Genomic DNA, 20,427 nt, shown 5'->3' with positions numbered 1-20,427 from the left:
TAGTATCCTTCTTTCTCCGCTATTTCTAGCTGGAACTATATCAACGCTTTTCTCCGCAGCACTTCTACGCCTTTAGGTGCCCAGCCGGCAACTACTCCTGACGACTGAACAGTAATCCAGCCTAACCCGGCAAAAACAATGTCCGTCTTTTCTTTAATAGAAAATTCAAACCGCACCAGTTCTGGAAATTCGTCTGCTTCATCTGGTCTTGGGGGCTGCAGCAGCCCGCCCACATGCTTTTCATAAAATTGATCTGCTGTCGCAAGCTTCGTCCGATGGATCATCAAATCGTTCGAGGCATAAACAACAAACGAACTTCGTTCTCCTTGGATAAAATCAAAACGGGCTAATCCACCTAAGAACAACGTCTGCTCTGAATTCAACTGATAAATTTTAGGCTTGATTTCTTTTTGAGGGGCAATCAGCTTTAAGTCCTTTTTTCCAAGATAATGGGCCATTTGGTGACGATGAATAATTCCCGGTGTATCAATTAGAAAATGCCCGTCGTCCAAAGGAATCTCAATCTTATCCAGTGTCGTTCCCGGAAACTGTGAAGTCGTAATGACATCCTTTACTCCAGCCGTTTGCTTAATAATCTGATTAATCAAGGTTGATTTCCCAACATTCGTCACGCCAACCACGTAAACATCCCGGCCGTCACGATGCTTTTCAATTGTTTCAAGCAGCTCATCCATTTCATGTGCCTTTTTAGCGCTGGTCAGTAGAACCTCTGTTGGTCGAAGCCCTTGTTCGTGAGCCCGCTCCTTCATCCATTGAATCAATTTGCCTTTTTTCAAAGACTTGGGTAAAATATCTTTTTTATTTCCAACTAGTAATACAGGATTGTCACCGATAAATCGATGCAGTCCCGGAATTAATGAACCGTTGAAATCAAAAATATCCACGACATTAACAATCAGTGCATCCTCACGTCCCAATTCATTCAGCAAACGCAGAAAGTCATCGTCTGTCAGTTTAACGTCCTGAATATCATTATAATGCCTCAAACGGAAACAACGCTGACAGTATACTTCGCCAGTTTCCAATCCTTTTTCAAATGCCGCTTTTGGCGTGTAACCCAGTTCTTCCGGGTGTTCGGTCTGAATTACAGCCCCGCAGCCAATACAATGAACTGCTTCGCTCATTCTAATCCGCCCTTCCATACCATATCAGGATGTTTTTTCTCTAAATGCTTCATTATTTTTCTTTCAAAGAAACGATTAATTCGTGTATTCCAACCATCCGTATCCACAATAGGCCGAACTAAAATGTTGCGAATACCTGCAGCGTTTGCACCCCGGATATCGGTCATAATCTGGTCACCAACCATTACTAGTTCTTCCGGCTTCATTCCCAGTTTGTCCTGAGCTTCTTTAAACCCTTTTGTCAGAGGCTTCAGTGCCCGTGCAACATATTCCAGCTCAAATTTCTCAACAGCTCTTTTGATACGGCTGTCTTTATTATTAGAAATGACCACGACTGGCAGACCAGCTTGTTTCATTTCTTCAATCCATTCCAGCAGTTCTTCTGTTCCATCCGGATTATTCCAGGCTATCAGTGTATTATCTAAATCCGTCAATACAGCCTTAAATCCCAGTTCCTTTAACTGAGCCGGCGTTACTTTATAAATTGCATCCACCATCCATGTTGGCTTAAACTTTGAAAACATACATTCTCCTTTTAATCATAATCACTGAACGCAAAAATCATACAGCGGTACTTTCTTTCTGTCATTCGATTCCCCTGCGTCTCAAGCTGATAAGAGCCTATTTTTAAACACTCAAACAGTATCGATTATTAGATTCTTATTTATAAATGATGATTGAAAAGGCAGGACAAACTTTTCCATCCGTTGTCCCACCACTCAACCCAATATTATAGCGTATTTCAAGTAAAAAAACCAGTATTTCCAAAATACTATCAGAAAACTTCTATCATACGTATACAGCTCTTTGTACAACTCTTTCAAACAACAAGGCATTTAAAAGTAGCTCACGTCCTGACAATTCTCTCTTGTTTAGAATCAGCTTCACTTCCAACAGTGTGATAGGAAGCTTTCTTTGCAGCTTCCTATCCGTTTTCTTTTCCGTTGATCCTCTAAGCTGCCAATACTTAATGATTGATTTCGAAGAACAGGAAACTACAAAAAAACGTTACTGAACGGGCTTGTTCAGTAACGAACTTCTTATTCCAATTAAGGAACAGCAGCTAGAATCTGTCTGTTATTCCTTTATTTTTAAAGTATTTTAGAAAGAAAATCAATTGTCCGTGGATGCTGCGGATTTCCAAAAAGCTCAGCTGGAGTATTTTCTTCCATAATAATTCCTTCATCCATAAAAATCACTCGATCTCCTACTTCTTTGGCAAACCCCATTTCATGGGTAACAATAACCATCGTCATTCCATCTTTGGCCAACTGCTGCATGACGCTCAAGACCTCTCCAACCATTTCCGGATCAAGCGCTGAGGTCGGCTCATCAAAGAGCATGACATCCGGCTGCATTGCTAATGCTCTGGCGATGGCAATCCGCTGCTGCTGGCCTCCTGATAAGGATTGGGGGTACGCAGTGGCCTTATCCTTCAGCCCTACCTTTTCCAGCAGATCCATTGCTGTCTGCTCTGCTGCTGCTTCAGACATCTTCTTAACTTTTAAAGGCGACAGAGTTATATTTTTCATCACAGTCATATTAGGAAATAAATTGAACTGCTGGAAAACCATACCCATTTTTTCCCGCATCTCGAAAATATTAATTTTTTTATCTGTAATATCAACACCCTCGAACGTAATCCGTCCTTCTGTAGGTCTTTCCAGTAAATTTAAACAGCGCAGGAAGGTACTTTTTCCTGAGCCGGAAGGACCAATAATAACCAGTACTTCCCCTTTTTTTACATCTGTTGAAACACCTTTTAAAACTTCATTTTTGCCAAATGATTTATGCAAATCTGTTACTTCCAGTAATTTTCCAGTCATTCCCTACTCCTCCTAGCGCTGATAGCCTTTTCCTAATCTTTTCTCAAATGCTGCCAGCCCTCTCGATGTGAGAAATGTCATAACAAAATAGATTGCCGCTGCTACATAGTATGGCTCTAAAGGAATATACGTACTGGAAATAACGGTCTGTGCGCTGCTCAGCAATTCATTAATTCCAATAATTGACAGTAGTGAGGAATCTTTGATTAAAATGATAAACTCATTGCCCAGAGCTGGCAGAATATTCCGTAGGGCTTGAGGCAGAATCACGTACCGCATAGTTTGAAGGGGTGGCAATCCTAATGAATGTGCTGCTTCTGTTTGACCAATATTAACCGCCGTTATCCCAGCCCGAACAATTTCAGCCACATAAGCACCTGAGTTCAATGATAAAACAATCATCCCCGGTGCCAGCCGTCCAAAATCAATGGTCAATATTCCGATAGGGATATTAACAGATGGAAATAAATTCTGCAGTAAGCCAAAGCCGATTAACACTTGAATCAGCATTGGGGTTCCTCTTAATATTTCGATATAAATATTAGCCAGCCAGCGCAGGGGCGGTATTTTTGACAGCTTTAGCAGGGCGACGCCCACTCCCAGTAGTGTGCCAAAAAATACCGTAACTAGAGAGATAATAATTGTTACACCAGCTCCGGAAATAAAGTATTGTCCGTATGTTCCCAGAAAAGAAAAATTCATTTTCTGTCCTCCATTTTATTCTTCTGTATTTTTATCAGCCAGCTCCATAGCTTCCTTCACATATTTATCAATAGAACCGTCTTTTGTCATTTCAGCGATGATCTTGTCAATTTCTTCTTTTAGTTCATCCTCGCCTTTTGGCAAAGCAATAGCAAATGCTTCATCTTCATTTGACGTAAGCTCGATATCTGCGAACATTAAATCGGGATTTTGATTAATATATGATTCTGCAATTGTTTCTTCCAGTACTAATGCATCAATCGATCCCTGATTCAGCTCAACAATCAAATTAGGTACTCGAGGAATAGAAACTTTTTGTGCATCAGGCAGCTGTGTCTCTACAACTCCTTCTTGGATGGACCCTTTCTGAGCACCAACCTTTTTCCCGTTTAGCGATTCAATAGATGTATAGGTCGCTTGATTTTTCTTATTAATAACTATTTTTTGCGGCGGATTATAATATGGGGTAGAAAAGTCAAACGATTCTTTACGCTCAGCTGTTGCAGAAATTCCCGATACTGCAATGTCTACTTTATTTTGCTGCAAAGCAACCAGTACTGCATCAAACTGCATATCCATAAATTCTACCTTCACACCCAGCTTATCTCCAATTGCCTTAACCATTTCTATATCTGATCCCACAATTGTATCTTTTCCATCCACCAGTGTCTTAAATTCGAAAGGAGCAAAATCTGCGGATGTTCCCACCATCAGCGTTCCCTTTTCCTGAATTTTCTCTAAAGCATTTTCTGTTTTTCCGCTTCCAGAATCCTTTGTTCCTTCATTATTACTACCACAGGCTGTTAATACTCCAGCAGCAATTACTGCAATTATCGCTGTTTTCATTTTTTTCATAATTAGCACTCCTTCATTTTTTAAAGATTGATTGAAAACATCATACCATATTGAAAATGAAAAATCATCCATTTTAATCATATTTTTGATAATTTATTCATATTTAAATAAAAATACGCTTATATCAACAATTTTTATACACAATTTATGAATATTACCATTTTTTTACTAGACATTGTTTTTCAGAAAATCTTCAGACAGCAAAAAAGATTGCGGTAAAACTCTATGAGTCTCACGACAATCTCTAACGTATTCATTTCTGTCTTCTAAAATTTGCGGAACCTCTGATATCTCTGTTCAATCAGTTCTTCTTTGGAGAGCCGCGACAGCTCTGCAAGCTTACTAATAAGAGCTTTTTCAATCATTCGGTTAATTTTTGGCTGCTCCAGCAGTTCTCCATTCATCTCTTCCGGTATGATTTTGTCAATTACTGTCAGTTCCTTTAGTTCCTTAGCTGTAATTTTCATTAACTCCGCTGCTTCCTTCGCCCGGCTGCCGTCTTTCCATAAAATAGAAGCAAAGCCTTCTGGAGATAAAATAGCATAAATCGTATGCTCCAGCATCCAGACTTCATCGGCGACTGCTAAAGCCAACGCACCACCGCTGCCACCTTCGCCAATGATGATAGAGATTATTGGAACATTCAAATCGGACATGTCCAGTAGATTTCTTGCGATTGCTTCACCTTCGCCACGTTCTTCTGCGCCAATACCGCAATAAGCACCTGCAGTATTAATAAAGGTTATTACTGGGCGATTGAATTTTTCAGCCTGTTTCATTAGACGTAGAGCTTTTCGATACCCTTCTGGATGAGGAGCGCCAAAATTTCGGTCAATGTTCTCTGGAAGATTTCTGCCTTTCTGAATACCGATTACCGTAACCGGTTTTCCTCCAAGCAACGCAATTCCGCCGACAACTGCTAAATCATCACCAAAATAGCGGTCCCCATGAAATTCAATAAACTGGTCAAAAACTGCATCAATATATTCCAACGAGGTGAAGCGCTCTTGAGATCTGGCCAGCGTCACAATTTCATTAGCTGTTCTTTCCACTTCTACGTCCACCCCTCTGCTGCATGTATCATCAACAATGATTTTAGTACTTCCTTCAGTTGATTTCTCGGCACAATTCTATCAACGAAGCCATGGCTTAATAAGAATTCTGCTTTTTGAAAATCTTCAGGCAGCTCTTGACGAATCGTTTGTTCAATAACTCTACGTCCAGCAAAACCAATCAAACTTTGAGGCTCTGCCAGAATAATATCTCCATCCATTGCAAAGCTGGCTGTAACCCCGCCGGTTGTTGGATCAGTCAAGACTGTAATATACAATAGTCCGGCATTACTATGACGTTTCAGCGCTGCAGAAATTTTTGCCATCTGCATTAAAGACATGATGCCTTCCTGCATGCGTGCTCCACCTGAAGCTGTAAAAATGACTACTGGCAGTTTTTCAGCTGTTGCCCGTTCAAACAGCCGAGTAATTTTCTCACCAACAACAGTTCCCATGCTTCCCATGATAAAATTGGCATCCATCACAGCAATTGCTGTTGTAAAGCCTTCTATTTCAGCCTTGCCAGTCAAGACTGCCTCATGGAGATTAGTTTTCTCCTGCATCGCTGCAACCTTTTCTTTGTATCCGGGAAAATTTAGCGGGTCGTCAGTCTCAATGTCTGTATCCCATTCACTGAAGCTTTTTTCGTCTACTGTAAGCAGCAGCCGTTCCCACGCATTGATTCTAAAGCTGTATCCACAATAAGGACAGACCTTCTCGGGGCCCATATCTTTTGTGTAAAGTGTCTGTTTACAGCATGGACACTTGGCCCACATGTTATCCGGAACAGCAGGCTTTTTATTATCAGCATCAATACCACGATTAGGATTGATGCGAATGTAGTTTTTCTTTTTGAATAAAGCCATCTCTCTACTCCTTTATCCTTTCGACGAACCTGTCCAGGCTCTTCATTTTGGAGGGTTATTGTCCTCTACTTCCAGATTCTATTTTACTAATCAGATTCAGGCTCCCAAGATGGTAGAAAGGTTTCCTGTAAAAAGCTGGTGTCATAGTCTCCTGCAAGAACACTTCCATGGGTAATCAAATCCAACTGAAATTCTGCATTAGTTGTCAATCCGTCTGTAACCAATTCGTTCAGTGCCCGCTGCATTTTCATAAATGCATCAAAGCGATTTTCACCGTGGACGATAATTTTAGCAATCATTGAATCATAATACGGCGGAATCTTATAACCTGTATACATTGCGCTATCTACTCTCAATCCCATGCCGCCGCTTGGCAGGAGCAGATTATTAATTGTTCCGGGTGCAGGAGCAAAATTGAATGCTGGGTCCTCAGCATTAATTCGGCATTCAATGGCATGACCCGTCAGTTGTACATCTTCTTGCTTGATGGTTAATTCCTCACCCGCAGCAATTTTCAATTGTGCTTTCACTAAGTCAATGCCGGTGACCATTTCAGTTACTGGATGCTCCACCTGAATGCGTGTATTCATTTCCATAAAATAGAATGCACCAGAATCATCCATCAGAAATTCAATTGTCCCTGCATTTTGGTAAGCAACTGCTTTTCCTGCTCGAACAGCAGTCTCTCCCAGCAGTTTACGTTTTTCATCTGAAATAACCACAGAAGGCGATTCTTCCATCACTTTTTGATTATTTCTTTGAAGGGAGCAATCTCTTTCTCCCAGATGAATCACATGACCGTAGTTATCCCCTAATACTTGCACTTCAATATGTCTAGCCGGATAAATAATTTTTTCAATATACATGTCGCCATTACTAAAAGCTGCTTTTGCTTCTTGCTGAGCGGAAGTGAATTGGGCCGGAAGCTCCTCTTTTTTGAGAACCTTACGAATCCCTTTGCCTCCTCCGCCAGCAGCAGCTTTGAGCATCACTGGATAACCGATTTTCTCAGCAATTGTTAATGCTTCCTCTACAGTAGCAATCACGCCTTCACTACCAGGAATTACAGGAACATCGGCTTCAATCATCAATTTTCTTGCATTAATTTTATTTCCCATCGCATCTATCGTTTCTGCTTTTGGTCCGATGAATGTGATATTACATTCTTCACACATTGCGGCAAATTGGCTATTCTCTGATAAGAAACCAAACCCTGGATGAATTGCTTCTGCATTTGTTACGATAGCTGCACTTAAAACCCGTTGAACATTCAGATAAGAATCGGCAGCTTTAGCCGGTCCAATACAAATTGCTTCATCTGCTAGCTGTGTATGCATTGCATCCTGATCTGCTTCTGAATAAACCGCAACTGTGCGGATTCCCAGTTCTCTGCAGGCTCTAATAATACGGACAGCAATTTCTCCACGGTTCGCAATTAAAATTTTTGAAAACATCGACATCTATCCAATCATAAAAGTTAGTTCGGCTTCTGCAACTTTTTTACCGTTTACCTTTGCAATTCCTTTACCTGTACCAGCTGTTGCTCTCATTTTCAAGATCTCTACTTCTAATATTAATGTATCACCAGGAACCACTTTTTTCCTGAAGCGAATCTTGTCCATGGCACCAAAGTAAGCTGTTTTCCCTTTAAATTCAGGCTTTGACAACAATGCAACAGCGCCAGCCTGACCAAAAGCTTCCAAAATCAGCACACCCGGCATAACCGGTTCAGTTGGGAAATGCCCTTGGAAAAAGGGTTCGTTAATTGTTACATTCTTAACAGCTACAACTCGTTCACCAACAGTAATTTCATCCACCCTGTCTAAAAGTAAAAACGGATACCGATGAGGGATAATTTCCATGATTTCCTGTATATTCATTGGTTACTCTCCTTTAGCTATTCTGAATATTGGCTGATTATATTCCACAACGTCTTCATTTTCAACCAAAACCTCTGTAATCGTTCCGTCTACGGCTGCCGTGATTTCGTTCATCAGCTTCATAGCCTCAATAATACATACAACCTCGCCCTTCTTCACCTTGTCCCCAACCTGTTTAAAGATTGGTTTATCTGGTGCTGGCTGTAAATACACAACGCCTACTAATGGAGATAAAATTTCTTCCACAGAATCAGGAGCTGTTGTTTTTTCAGCCACTGGAACACTAGCCTGCACCGGCACAAGAGTTTCTGTAACCTGTTCAGGAGGCTGTACTGGTGAAGACTGGACTCCCTGTTCCGATGTTCGAACATCTTTCAAAGATGTCTGGTTTTTATTCATGTAAAGCTCAAAAGAACCTTCTTTTAAATCAAATTCTGTTAAACTGGATTGGTCAAACTGTACCAAAAGGTCCTTTACTTCGTTAATATCCATTATTACTAATCCTCCCAGCGTTTCAAACAGATAACTGCATTATGGCCGCCAAAGCCTAAGGAATTACTTAGACCATAGTCAAAACTATGAGGCTGACTTGTATTTCCCACAATGTTTACTGTGACTTCTTCATCCAGTTCAGTTAAGCCAATGGTTGGTGGAATAAACTGATGCTGCAGCGCATTCAAGGTAGCAATTCCTTCAATTCCTCCAGCTGCTCCCAGTAAATGTCCAGTCATACTCTTGGTACTGCTCACAGGAATATCTTTCGCTGCTGATCCCATCGCCAATTCAATAGCCTTGGATTCTGCACTGTCATTCGGCGGCGTACTCGTTCCGTGTGCGTTAATATAACCAACTTGTTCAGGTGTAATCCCTGCCTCTGCCATTGCCAGCTTCATTGCTTTTGCTGCTCCGCTGCCGTCTGGTGTTGGTGATGTCATATGATACGCATCACAATTTGCACCGTAACCAACAATTTCACCTAAGATTACTGCACCGCGCTTTTGGGCATGCTCCAGCGATTCAACCATGAACACACCGGCTCCCTCCCCCATGACAAATCCGTTACGATTTTTATCAAAGGGAATCGACGCCTTGTCCTTATCTGTTTCATTCGATAAGGCTGTTAGTGAAGCAAAACCAGCAATCCCAATTTCCGTGATGGATGCTTCTGTTCCACCAGCTAAAATTACATCAGAATAACCATGTTTAATATTTCGGAAGGCTTCGCCAATCGAATGCGTTGCACTGGCACAGGCCGTAACCACTGCTGTACAGATACCTTTTGCTCCCACGCGCAATGCAATATTACCAGCAGCCATGTTAGCAATCGACATTGGAATAAACAGAGGACTTACACGCTGCGGACCTTTATCGTGCATTCGCACAACCTGATCCTGAATCGTTTGAAGACCGCCAATTCCAGAACCAACCATTACGCCGAAACGATCTGTGTCAATGTTATCTATTTCCAGTCCGCTCATTTCCATTGCTTCCAATGCAGCATAGATTCCATATAGAGAAAATAAATCCATTCGTTTCGCGTCTTTTTTCACAAAATATTTATCAAAAGGAAAGTCCTTCACTTCAGCAGCTAAGGTAATCCCTGTTTCGGCTGCATCAAACTTAGTGATGGGACCAATCCCGTTTCTTCCTTCTTTCAAGCTTTCCAAAAAGGTGGACGCATCATTTCCGATTGGAGACGCCACGCCATACCCAGTAATTACTACTCGATTCATATTTCCTTCCTCCTAACTGGTTTATCCGTGCATTACTAAACCGCCGTCGATATTTAGCACTTGTCCGGTAATATAAGGACTTTCTGCTAAAAATACAGCTGCTTTGGCAACATCTTCGACCTGACCGTATTTTCTTAAAGGAATTTGTTCATTCATTTTTTTCTTAACTTCATCTGAAAGTACAGCTGTCATCTCTGTATCGATAAATCCCGGTGCAATAGCATTACAGGTAATCCCTCTAGCTGCTACTTCCCTGGCTACTGATTTAGTAAAACCCACAACTCCAGCTTTACTGGCTGAGTAATTTGCCTGACCGATATTTCCCATCAAGCCCACCACACTTGTCATGTTAATGATTCGACCGCTCCGCTGTTTCATCATCCGTTTCACTGTATGCTGCGTCATATTAAAGGTTCCTACTAAATTAATATCAATACATTTTGAAAAATCTTCTTCTGACATTCTCAACAACAGCTTGTCATTGGTGATTCCAGCATTATTAATTAATATGTCGATTGAGCCTAATGCTTCAACAGCTTTATTGATCATTTCACCAGCCGCTTCATAATCTGAAATGTCGCCGCAGACACCTACACAGTCAACATCGTTCGCTTTAATTTCATTAATCAGCTCTTTCGGAATCTCTCCTCTGCCGTTCAATACAATATTAGCACCTGCCTGTGCAAAGGTCAGCGCAATTGCTTTCCCGATACCGCGGCTGCTGCCAGTCACAAATACATTTTTACCCTTCAAATCCATCCATTATCCCTCACTTAAAAGTGCTAAAGTTTCTGTTAATGTCGCTTGATCCTCAACGCGGCCAGTTACGATTGATTTATCAATTTTTCTAATGAAACCAGTCAGTGTTTTTCCTGGACCAACCTCAATAATTCTGACAACACCCATTTTTTTCATTGTTTCAATACTGTCAGCAAAACGAACCGCCTTCATCACCTGCTGCGTTAGCAGCGGCTTAATCTGATCCGCTGCCATAACCTCAGCTGTCGTATTGCTGATTACTTGAATTTTCGGTGTGCTAAATGGAACTTTTTCCAATTCCTTTGCCAGCTTCTCAGATGCCGGCTTCAGCAAAGCCGTATGAAAAGGACCACTTACATTCAAAGGAATCGTTCGCTTAACCCCCTGCTCAGTCAGCAAGGCAACGGCTTTATCTACTGCTTCTACTTCACCGCCAATAACAATCTGTTGGGGTGTATTATAGTTAGCCGGGGAAACAATTCCAACGGTTGAGGCTTGTCTGCAGCAGTCTTCAATAAGGTCACGGTCAGCATTCATTACAGCAACCATTTTCCCTGTTCCTGTCGGTGCAGCCTCCGTCATAAACTTCCCGCGCTTGGCAACCAAAGCAACTGCTGCCTTAAACGTTATTGCTCCGCTTGCAACAAGAGCACTATATTCACCTAGGCTAAGTCCTGCCACCACATCTGGTACAGCTCCGTTGGCAGCTAGAACTCTATTGAACGCCGTACTAACGGTTAGAATAGCTGCCTGGGTATAGGTCGTTTCATTCAGCCGCCCGTCATCAGAAAAACAAAGCTCAGCCATATCGTAGCCAAGAACCTCACTGGCCTCAGTAAAGGTGTCCCGAACAAGCGGCTCCTGATCGTAAAGTTCCTTACCCATTCCTGTATATTGAGCACCCTGCCCACTAAATACAAATGCTGTCTTCATTCTCTTTCTCCTTCTCAAGCGTACTCTTAACTAAAACGCTGATACTGTATTTTAAAAGCTTCTTTGGCTTCCTTTACAAAAGAATCAATAATTTCTTTAGCCGTTTCTTCTTTTTTTATTAATCCGGCGATTTGTCCGGCCATGATAGAACCGTTGTCAACATCACCATCAACAACTGCTTTACGCAGGGCCCCTTGCCCCAACTCATCAAACTTCTGCGTATCAGGTGTCTCATTTTTAAGCTCTTCTTTTTCCAGCTGATCATATTCTCTAGTTAATTTATTTTTCAATGCTCTAACTGGATGACCAAAATGCTGACAAGTAACCACTGTATCGATATCTCTTGCTTTGATAATTTTTTGTTTGTAATTCTCGTGAACGGTGCATTCTTTTGCTACAAGAAAACGTGTGCCCACTTGAATTCCTTCGGCACCAAGCATGAAAGCTGCAGCCATTCCGCGGCCATCACCAATCCCGCCAGCTGCAATAACCGGCACAGACAGTGCATCGGTTACTTGGGGAACCAAACTAATTGTTGTCAGCTTGCCAATATGCCCGCCAGCTTCCATTCCTTCGACAATCACCGCATCTGCTCCGATTTTTTCCATCCTTATTCCTAGTGCAACAGAAGGGACTACTGGAACGACTTTAATCCCCAGTGATTTGAAGCGTTCCATGTACTTTCCGGGATTGCCTGCGCCGGTTGTAACTACAGGAACCTGCTCTTCACAAACTAAATCAATGATATCTTCAGCAAACGGCGACAATAACATAATATTTACAGCAAAAGGCTTACTCGTAAGAGCCTTAATTTTTCTTATTTCTTCTTGTACTACTTCTTTTGGGGCATTTCCACCAGCAATGATTCCCAAACCGCCAGCTTCAGAAACTGCTGCTGCTAACTCAGCATCCGCGATCCAAGCCATTCCACCTTGAAAAATAGGGTATTTAATTCCAAATAATTCACAAATTTTTGATTGCATATAATACATCCTTCATAATCTAAAAATGATTGCAGTAAACGAGTAACGAGTGGGTTTGGCATATAGCTCCATACCCAACCTCATATTTCTCTAAAATCCAAATAAACAGCGTGCCAGAAGCACTATCTTCAAAATTAAGTAGAAATCCTTGAGGTTTGCCAATCTCACTGGTAAGCAGACATTAAAGTATCTGTCCACTCAACAATGATCTGGAAAACAATTCTCATATATTCTTCTCAACTTTTGAAGCTTGTCACTTCTGGCACAACTATGTTTAACTTGTTAGTCAGCCAATTAAAAATTAGCTGTTTTGTTGTTTTTCTACGTATGTTACTAAATCTTTTACAGTTACAATGCCTTCTTCAGATTCAATCTTTACATCGAACGCATCTTCAATCTCATTGATAATTTGGAATAGATCCAAGCTGTCAGCATCCAGTTCTTCCTGAATGTTTGTTTCCATTTTTACTTCTTCAGGCTCTTTTCCTAATTCTTCTACAATAATTGCTTGAATTTTCTCAAATACCATGTGTATATTCCTCCAAAAGTTTTGTTTTTTTGATTTTCATAAATCCTGTTAAAGATTCTATGCATGAAAAACAGCTCTCACCTGCAAGAACAGCAAGAAAATCAATACTGAGTTCCATTCTCTTTAATAGAATTCATATATATGTAAACAGTTTTTTACAAAGTTAGGAGTAACGTCCCCCATGTTAGCCCTCCGCCAAAACCTGTTAACACCACATTTTGTGTTGAATCCAATTTCAATGTTCCATTTGTAACTGCCTCATCCAGTAAAATAGGAATACTGGCTCCAGAAGTGTTGCCATACTTATCCATATTCGTTAGAAATTTTTCTCTGGGAATTTTTAGCTTTCTGGCTAGCTTATCAATAATTCGTACATTTGCCTGATGGAGTAAGAAATAATCAGCCTGTACTGAATTTTCATCCAGCACTTGACGAATGTTCTTTGCTACATCACTCATTGTAAAATCAAAGATTGCTCTACCATTCATTTTTAGCCAGGCTGTCTCTTCTGTTGATTCATCATAGAACGGACTTTTATTTTCACGGAAACCAGAAGTTAGTGAACCGCCTCGTGTACCATCTGATTGAAGTTTTTCAGCTAAAAAGTGCGGACTCTCATCAGCTTCGAGCAGCACGCCCCCAGCACCGTCTCCAAATAAAACTGCGCTGCTGCGGTCCTTCCAGTCCAAAACCTTGGATAAGGTTTCGCCGCCTAAAACAATACCTCGTTTGTAGCCGCTTCGAATCATCTTTTCACCCAGACTTAATCCGTAAACAAAGCCCGAGCAAGCAGCACTAATATCAAAGGCAAAAGCATTGTCTGCTTTAATTCCAGCCTGTACCTGACAAGCAACTGAAGGCATTTGGTAATCTGGAGTAATGGTTGCTACAATAATAAAATCCAGAGAATCACCAGTATAACCAGATTTTTTTAAAATATTCTGAGCCGCTTTAGTACAAAGATCCGAAGTATTTTCATCTGTTACTACATGACGGGACTGAATCCCTGTCCTGCTTCTAATCCATTCATCAGAAGTATCCATAAACTTACTTAACTCGTCATTTGTTACTTGCTTTGCCGGAAGATAACTACCGGTACAAGTTATTTTTCCATATTGACTCATTTTTTCCCTCCGTTTTTACTTGTATTCTTGTAAAAAATCATGGAGGTTCTTCAATGCTTTCAATAAAGCCTGTTCTTCTTCTTGATCCATACCATCCAAAATATTTTTAACCATTTCCCGGTGAAAATGCTGATGAACACGATAAAGAAGTTTTCCTTTTTTTGTTAGGCCAAGCTTTACAACGCGGCGATCATCTTCACTTCGAATACGTTCAACATAGCCTTTCTTCACTAAATTATTGATTGCAACTGTTAGAGTTCCTACTGTAATAGACAGCTCTTTGGCAACCTCAGAAGAAGTCTTTCGCTTATACATTCCGATTGCTTCAATCGTATGCATCTCTGTAATAGATAAATCATTAAATTTTGATTTTTTCAATTCAGACTCTTCGATTGTCAGAATATCGTTGAAGACACTCACTAGATAATCGTTTATTGTTTCTAAATCTGGTTCCATCCTGCACACCATCCGTAATTACTTTGATTATCAAAACATTTGACAGTCAAACTATATATCATTCTTAAAATTTTTGCAAGCCTTTTTTTATTTTCTTAGTTTTTTCTTTAGGGAAACTTAGCAATATCAAGGATAAAACTTAAAATAACTTTATTGATCCATACGCTTAAAAAAATAAAAGGTTTGACAATTCTTTCAGAACTGTCTATAGTAGCTTTAGTTTGATGTTCAAACTATTTACCATTTAAATCATAAGCATAAGGAGCTTCAACATGACATTAAAACCACTAGTGATAGATAAACTTGTCGCGAAAATCCCTGTTATACAAGGCGGGATGGGCATCGGCGTAAGTCTTGCGAATCTAGCCGGAGCCGTTGCCAAAGAAGGCGGAATTGGAATCCTCTCTACTGCCCAAATTGGCTATCAGGAAGAAGTTTTTGAAAAGTCACCAATGCGGGCAAACATGGCAGCGATAAAAAAACAATTTGATAAAGCCAAGGAAATTGCTAAAGGCGGAATAGTTGGCTTTAATATTATGGCCGCCAGTTTTCAATACGACCGCTATGTAAAACGCTGTGTCGAGGTCGGGGCGGATGTCATTATTTCCGGCGCCGGACTGCCAATTAATCTTCCCGAACTTGTCGAAGGAAGCAAAACTAAAATTGCGCCGATTGTTTCATCGAACAAGGCTGCCAAGGTACTGCTGGGCATGTGGAAAAAGCGTTATAATAAAACTGCAGATTTCGTGGTAGTGGAAGGACCAAAAGCTGGTGGTCATTTAGGTTTTAAAGCTGAGTCTATCAAAGAAAGTATTGATAACATGGACGAAGAGCTTCAACAAATTATTGCGACTGTCAACCAATTTGGGGAAGATTTCAACCGTAAAATTCCTGTTATTTTTGCTGGCGGTGTCTATAACCGTTCTGATATTGATCATTATATGAATTTAGGCTGTGCAGGTGTACAGATGGCTACTCGCTTTGTAGCAACAGAAGAATGTGATGCTCCAGATGCATTTAAACAGGCTTATATCGATGCAAAAAAAGAGGATATTGCGATTATAAAAAGCCCTGTCGGAATGCCGGGCCGGGCAATTAAAAACCAGTTCACAGAACGAATTAAACATGAGCAAATTCCTATTGAAAAATGCCGCAGCTGTTTGTCTTATAAGCATTGTGATCGCGAAACCATTCCCTACTGTATTTCAGAAACACTTTTAAATGCAGTGACCAAAGATCCTAACAATGCCCTAGTATTTGCTGGAGCAAACGCTTATAAAATAACTGAGCAAACAACCGTTGGGAAGATTTTTGCTGAGCTTACACAGGCTTAGTCAGGGAAATACTGTAAAAGAACAGATAATGCTATTAGTACTACTAATATTTTTGACAGCTAACTTTAGTGAAATCAGTACATCTGCAATCATTAGTACTCTAATATGCACACCATTCTGGCAGATGATTCTATACATGTAATTATATAGAATCTTTTGGAATAATAAAAAAAGCCTTGATTGTACATCAACAAGGCTTTTTTCTTTAAATTAAGTCACGGGTAACGATGCATCCTCAACCATAACTTATTGGATCAAATCATAAATCTCCATCGCTACAATATCGATATTGTCAAATTGATAGCTTTGCTGACTATCCGCTTCTGTCAGTTCAAAAGTATCAGTCGTCTTATCATAGTTCACAAGACATTTTTCAACGCCTTCCCGTTCAAAACGACGAACTTGTATTTCATTGTCATTTGCTTCTGTCATTGCTTCAAGTCTTTTGATGATCGCTACTAACTGTGATTGCTTCATAACTTGACCTCCCTCGGCGAACTAAGTTTCATTCCTGTACCATTGTAACAAAACATTGTCCGTCGTGCATGATTTTTCGTCAATTTTTTCAATTTTTTTGCTGTTCCTTAATAAAATAGTATTTCGTTATTAGTTGCTTTTCCACCAGAGTTTAATCAAAGCCTGTGTTCCATCATTTTCGAACCCTTCGTCTGCTAAACGGCTATACAATTCCTCTGCCAGCTTGGTAGAGGGTAATGTCAATCCTAATTTATCTGCTTCATCCAGCGCTATTTTCAAATCCTTTATAAAATGCTTTACAAAAAAACCTGGGGAGTAATCTGCTCTCAGTATTCTAGGACCATAATTGTTCATGGACCAGTTAGAGGCGCTGCCGCCTCCAAGAGTCTCGATTACCTTCTCAAGATTAAGCCCGGCTTTGTCCGCATAAACCAGCATTTCTGTCATTCCAGTCATTGTTCCGGCAATCATAATTTGGTTTGCCATCTTTGTATGCTGCCCCTTTCCTGCACCACCGTGCAGCTTATAAGTTTTTCCAAAGGCTTCAAATACAGGGACTACCTTGTCGTAAGCTGATTGCTCTCCTCCTACCATGATTGTCAGCGTACCATTCTTCGCACCCAAATCTCCACCAGATACTGGAGCATCCAATGCTTGTCCGCCAAGTTTGCTTGCTTCTTTAGCGATTTTCTCAGCTAGAGAAGGAGTACTGGTTGTAAGATCTACTACTATTTTCCCAGTAATATCAGCTTGAAAAATACCATTTTCGCCAAAATAAACTCCTTCAACATCTGCTGGAAAGCCCACCATTGTAAAAATAATCTCACTGTTCTCGGCAATCTTCGCTGGAGTTTCCTGCCAGTGTGCCCCATTTGTAATCAAATCATCTGCTTTACTCTTGGTACGATTGTAAACGTTTACCTCTAACCCATGATTCATCATATTCATAACTATTGCATGCCCCATAACTCCTATGCCGATAAATCCAATTTTTCCCATATTTCCATTCCTTTCATACAAAAATAAAAACCTCTGTATGTAAGTATATACTACATGCAGCGGTTTTTACATTTTTCTTATCTTCTAAACGAAATAAATTTTACCTTAATTTTTTCCATCGATACAAAACTATCCTTTTTATCTTGCGAAACCTCTTGATAGTAATTAATCGTATCTGTATAAAACTCAATCATTTTCTCACCAAAATACTCTGCAGAAATTTCGTGCATTTTTTTATCAATAATTGCTTGGTCAGAAGGCACATCTTCATAGATATAATCAATTACAGCTTGTGCAAAATCTTCATCCTTCTCAAAAGTAATCCCTAAAGAACGATGATCCAATAGTTCATTCAAATAGTCATTCCCTTCAACAATGCAAGGTACACCAGCAGCTATCGCCTCAGTATAAGTTAGGCCTTGGGTTTCTGAAGTTGAAGCACTGACAAAAAAGTCAGCTGCCTTGTAATAAATTGCCACTTGATCATTTGGTACTTCTCCAATAAAGATAACATACTCTTTTATACCCAAATCTACGGCCATTGTTTTCAACGACTCTAAATAAGGTCCGTTTCCTACTATAAGCAGACGAACTTGAGGAAATTCTTCAATAATCCGGCTCATTCCGGTCAAAATTGCTTGTATATTTTTTTCATAAGATATTCTGCTAAGAGAAAGAAGGGTTAAGTTTTCATCAGTTAAACCAATTTCCTCTCTTAGTTCCTTAACCATCTGCCGGGTAATATCCGGACGTTCAAATTTTTTAATGTCAATTCCTGTTGGTATAATCCGCATCGGAGATTTGACTCCATATTCCTGCAGTTTATTTATTACTCGTTTACTTGGGCATACCACACCCGTTGTATGATTAGTAAAGGCTTTAGAAAGATACTTCACATGCGTTGGGCGTAAAACCTTTCCCTTTGCAATGTAATGCAGATATTCCTCATACATTGTATGGTACGTATGGATAACCGGAATCTTTAGCTTTTTCCCAACCATTTTTCCTAAAATTCCAGAACCAAACTCTGTATGTGTATGAATCAAATCCAACTCTAATTCTTTGGCTATCAGATAAGCATACCACATTCCTCGAACAACGAGCCTTCTTTCCTTGAAAGACACCAAGGGCACACTTGGCATCCGAATAACATCCTCTTCAAATTCTGGTGCATTAGGATCTGTTGTAGTAAAAATGTAAACCTCATGCCCATTTCTTTCCAATTCCTCTTTCAAGGTATAAATCGATGTTGCTACCCCACTTATTTGGGGGAAATAAGTATCTGTAAAAAATCCAACTTTCACTTTTTCTCCCTCCACTTAATAGCTATTGCCTTGATGAACAACTGATTCACTCTTGTTGTTGACATCAGCAACTTTTCTATAAATCTCTTTTAATTCCTGACCGATTTCTTCAATACTTTTTTCTTTAGCCGTTGCGTAGCCGGCTTCTTCAGTTGACGGTAGTTCATGGTTAATAATCTGTTGAATGAGAAGAGTAAATTCATCTTGTGTTTTTCCCATATAGCAATTAATATTTTTCTTAAGCCAGCCAGCATATACTGGGATATCCCGAACTAATATCTGCTGCTTACTTGCTAAAGCTTCTAAAATAACAATCCCTTCAGTCTCCTCATGAGATGGAAAGAAAAACAAATCAGCTGCTGAATACGCTCCTTCAATAATATCACCTTTAATGTATCCTGGAAACTCCACATTTTCAGGATGCTCACCCTTGACTATATCCCGGACATTTTTAGGTATGGAATACATAGGTGTATAGCCAAACCAGATGAAACGGTACTCTGGCAATCGCTTCGCTATTTCAACAAAATCAATAATTCCTTTACGTTCAAAATATAAACCAACACAAATGATTACTTTTTCATTTTCTTTTATATTAAAATGTGCTCTAAAAGCTTCTTCTTTCTGTTCAGAATGCTTAAAGCGTTCCAAATCAATTCCATTAGAAATAGCCGAAATCGGTACAGTAATACCATATCCTTGAAGTAATTCCTTTGAATATTGGGTTGGCGTAATAATATAGTCAGCCTTTTTATATAAACTCACTAAGTATTTTTTTACTAATGGAGAAATAGTATTGGAACCGACAAAAGAATTTCTAAAATCTTCTTCGGTCGAATGTGCATGATAGATTACTTTCTTCCCAAGTTTTCGAGCTTTACTAATCATTCCATGACTATGTATACCATACGTATTAATGTGCAAGATGTCATAATCCGTACAATTAGGATCCAACGTATACTCAATCCCAACTTCAGAAAGTGCACGTTTCTGATGATCCAATGCACGACCTATACCAGATTTAGCTAGTATTTTTTCACCTTCAAAATATAATAATATTTTCAACGTTATTCCCTCCTAAAACTGGTCATTGCAATAAACACATTATATCACAAGTCAAAAAAAGTTTAGTCAAACTTAAGTCTTAGTTTCATATTTTTGAATAAGATAAAAGAGTAAAACCTTATAATACAAAGGTTTCAAGCCAAAATTATCAATTAACATGACAAAATTGTTAGATAACCAAGCAAATTTATTTAAGTCTTATATTTATCACTAGTATGATTCTATCACATATAAGATTAATGACAAAAAAAAAGCGAAAACCCTGTGGTTTTCGCTAAAACTCCGGCAGTAGGACTCGAACCTACGACATCATGATTAACAGTCATGCGCTACTACCAACTGAGCTATGCCGGAATAATCGCGCGGCGGCGTCCTACTCTCACAAAGGGAAACCCTTCACTACAA

At 39.9% G+C, this 20,427-nt stretch carries 22 protein-coding genes and 1 tRNA gene; 1 reads left to right on the top strand and 22 read right to left on the bottom strand.

All coding sequences use genetic code 11. The annotated features are described in order from the left end of the window. Positions 1-35: 35 nt before the first annotated feature. From yqeH to fabT, 17 genes are all read right to left on the bottom strand, one after another. The gene (gene yqeH / locus ACYSNQ_RS17395; RefSeq protein ID WP_426084838.1) at positions 36-1,145 is read right to left on the bottom strand and encodes a ribosome biogenesis GTPase YqeH; all 1,110 of its coding nucleotides are present in this window, start codon (positions 1,143-1,145) and stop codon (positions 36-38) included. After that, complete coding sequence (locus tag ACYSNQ_RS17390) at positions 1,142-1,669, bottom strand: YqeG family HAD IIIA-type phosphatase (protein ID WP_426084837.1); 528 nt, start codon at positions 1,667-1,669, stop codon at positions 1,142-1,144. The genes yqeH and ACYSNQ_RS17390 overlap by 4 nt, the downstream gene beginning before the upstream one ends. 567 nt (positions 1,670-2,236) lie before the next feature. Next, positions 2,237-2,971, bottom strand: a complete 735-nt coding sequence (locus ACYSNQ_RS17385) for an amino acid ABC transporter ATP-binding protein (protein ID WP_426084836.1) — start codon at positions 2,969-2,971, stop codon at positions 2,237-2,239. Between the two features lie 12 nt (positions 2,972-2,983). Then, positions 2,984-3,673 (bottom strand): amino acid ABC transporter permease, encoded by a 690-nt coding sequence (locus tag ACYSNQ_RS17380; RefSeq protein WP_426084835.1) that lies wholly within the window; start codon positions 3,671-3,673, stop codon positions 2,984-2,986. A 15-nt stretch (positions 3,674-3,688) separates the two neighbouring features. Next, a complete protein-coding gene (locus tag ACYSNQ_RS17375; RefSeq protein WP_426084834.1) occupies positions 3,689-4,528 on the bottom strand; it encodes a transporter substrate-binding domain-containing protein in 840 nt (279 codons plus the stop codon). Positions 4,529-4,794: 266 nt separating this feature from the next. Beyond that, positions 4,795-5,580 carry an acetyl-CoA carboxylase carboxyl transferase subunit alpha gene (locus ACYSNQ_RS17370; protein ID WP_426084833.1) on the bottom strand — a complete coding sequence of 262 codons (786 nt, stop codon included), beginning with the start codon at positions 5,578-5,580 and terminating at the stop codon, positions 4,795-4,797. Positions 5,581-5,582: 2 nt separating this feature from the next. Then, entirely contained in the window at positions 5,583-6,446 is an 864-nt protein-coding gene (gene accD, locus ACYSNQ_RS17365; RefSeq protein ID WP_426084832.1) for an acetyl-CoA carboxylase, carboxyltransferase subunit beta, read from the bottom strand. Positions 6,447-6,532: 86 nt separating this feature from the next. Beyond that, positions 6,533-7,900 carry an acetyl-CoA carboxylase biotin carboxylase subunit gene (locus tag ACYSNQ_RS17360; protein WP_426084831.1) on the bottom strand — a complete coding sequence of 456 codons (1,368 nt, stop codon included), beginning with the start codon at positions 7,898-7,900 and terminating at the stop codon, positions 6,533-6,535. A 6-nt stretch (positions 7,901-7,906) separates the two neighbouring features. Beyond that, complete coding sequence (fabZ, locus tag ACYSNQ_RS17355) at positions 7,907-8,326, bottom strand: 3-hydroxyacyl-ACP dehydratase FabZ (protein ID WP_426084830.1); 420 nt, start codon at positions 8,324-8,326, stop codon at positions 7,907-7,909. Positions 8,327-8,329: 3 nt separating this feature from the next. Continuing rightward, on the bottom strand, positions 8,330-8,818 hold the full coding sequence (accB, locus tag ACYSNQ_RS17350) for an acetyl-CoA carboxylase biotin carboxyl carrier protein (RefSeq protein WP_426084829.1): 489 nt from the start codon (positions 8,816-8,818) through the stop codon (positions 8,330-8,332). Positions 8,819-8,823: 5 nt separating this feature from the next. Then, positions 8,824-10,059 carry a beta-ketoacyl-ACP synthase II gene (fabF, locus tag ACYSNQ_RS17345; RefSeq protein WP_426084828.1) on the bottom strand — a complete coding sequence of 412 codons (1,236 nt, stop codon included), beginning with the start codon at positions 10,057-10,059 and terminating at the stop codon, positions 8,824-8,826. Positions 10,060-10,080: 21 nt separating this feature from the next. Continuing rightward, positions 10,081-10,818 carry a 3-oxoacyl-[acyl-carrier-protein] reductase gene (fabG, locus tag ACYSNQ_RS17340; RefSeq protein WP_426084827.1) on the bottom strand — a complete coding sequence of 246 codons (738 nt, stop codon included), beginning with the start codon at positions 10,816-10,818 and terminating at the stop codon, positions 10,081-10,083. Positions 10,819-10,821: 3 nt separating this feature from the next. Next, on the bottom strand, positions 10,822-11,751 hold the full coding sequence (fabD, locus tag ACYSNQ_RS17335; protein WP_426084826.1) for an ACP S-malonyltransferase: 930 nt from the start codon (positions 11,749-11,751) through the stop codon (positions 10,822-10,824). 26 nt (positions 11,752-11,777) lie between these two features. Beyond that, positions 11,778-12,734, bottom strand: a complete 957-nt coding sequence (fabK, locus tag ACYSNQ_RS17330; protein WP_426084825.1) for an enoyl-[acyl-carrier-protein] reductase FabK — start codon at positions 12,732-12,734, stop codon at positions 11,778-11,780. A 301-nt stretch (positions 12,735-13,035) separates the two neighbouring features. Beyond that, the gene (locus ACYSNQ_RS17325) at positions 13,036-13,263 is read right to left on the bottom strand and encodes an acyl carrier protein (protein WP_426084824.1); all 228 of its coding nucleotides are present in this window, start codon (positions 13,261-13,263) and stop codon (positions 13,036-13,038) included. A 155-nt stretch (positions 13,264-13,418) separates the two neighbouring features. Further along, positions 13,419-14,387: a beta-ketoacyl-ACP synthase III gene (locus ACYSNQ_RS17320; protein ID WP_426084823.1), complete on the bottom strand. Its 969-nt coding sequence runs from the start codon at positions 14,385-14,387 to the stop codon at positions 13,419-13,421. A 15-nt stretch (positions 14,388-14,402) separates the two neighbouring features. Further along, the gene (fabT, locus tag ACYSNQ_RS17315) at positions 14,403-14,843 is read right to left on the bottom strand and encodes a fatty acid biosynthesis transcriptional regulator FabT (protein ID WP_426084822.1); all 441 of its coding nucleotides are present in this window, start codon (positions 14,841-14,843) and stop codon (positions 14,403-14,405) included. Positions 14,844-15,115: 272 nt separating this feature from the next. Between fabT and ACYSNQ_RS17310 the strand changes: the two genes are divergently transcribed. Next, the gene (locus tag ACYSNQ_RS17310; protein WP_426084821.1) at positions 15,116-16,177 is read left to right on the top strand and encodes an NAD(P)H-dependent flavin oxidoreductase; all 1,062 of its coding nucleotides are present in this window, start codon (positions 15,116-15,118) and stop codon (positions 16,175-16,177) included. Positions 16,178-16,423: 246 nt separating this feature from the next. On the opposite strand, the gene ACYSNQ_RS17305 is transcribed toward ACYSNQ_RS17310, so the two are convergent. From ACYSNQ_RS17305 to ACYSNQ_RS17285, 5 genes are all read right to left on the bottom strand, one after another. Further along, on the bottom strand, positions 16,424-16,654 hold the full coding sequence (locus ACYSNQ_RS17305; RefSeq protein ID WP_426084820.1) for a YkuJ family protein: 231 nt from the start codon (positions 16,652-16,654) through the stop codon (positions 16,424-16,426). 129 nt (positions 16,655-16,783) lie between these two features. Next, entirely contained in the window at positions 16,784-17,653 is an 870-nt protein-coding gene (locus tag ACYSNQ_RS17300) for an NAD(P)-dependent oxidoreductase (RefSeq protein ID WP_426084819.1), read from the bottom strand. Positions 17,654-17,730: 77 nt separating this feature from the next. Further along, positions 17,731-18,957, bottom strand: coding sequence for a glycosyltransferase family 4 protein (locus ACYSNQ_RS17295; protein ID WP_426084818.1), 1,227 nt, complete (start codon positions 18,955-18,957; stop codon positions 17,731-17,733). Between the two features lie 15 nt (positions 18,958-18,972). Next, entirely contained in the window at positions 18,973-20,022 is a 1,050-nt protein-coding gene (locus ACYSNQ_RS17290) for an LTA glycolipid anchor biosynthesis glycosyltransferase, IagA/BgsA family (protein ID WP_426084817.1), read from the bottom strand. A 280-nt stretch (positions 20,023-20,302) separates the two neighbouring features. Then, positions 20,303-20,376 (bottom strand) — tRNA-Asn (locus ACYSNQ_RS17285). Between the last annotated feature and the right edge of the window lie 51 nt (positions 20,377-20,427).

It is taken from the genome of Enterococcus sp. LJL51 (assembly GCF_054871795.1).
This window is presented reverse-complemented; position numbering and strand designations above follow the sequence as displayed.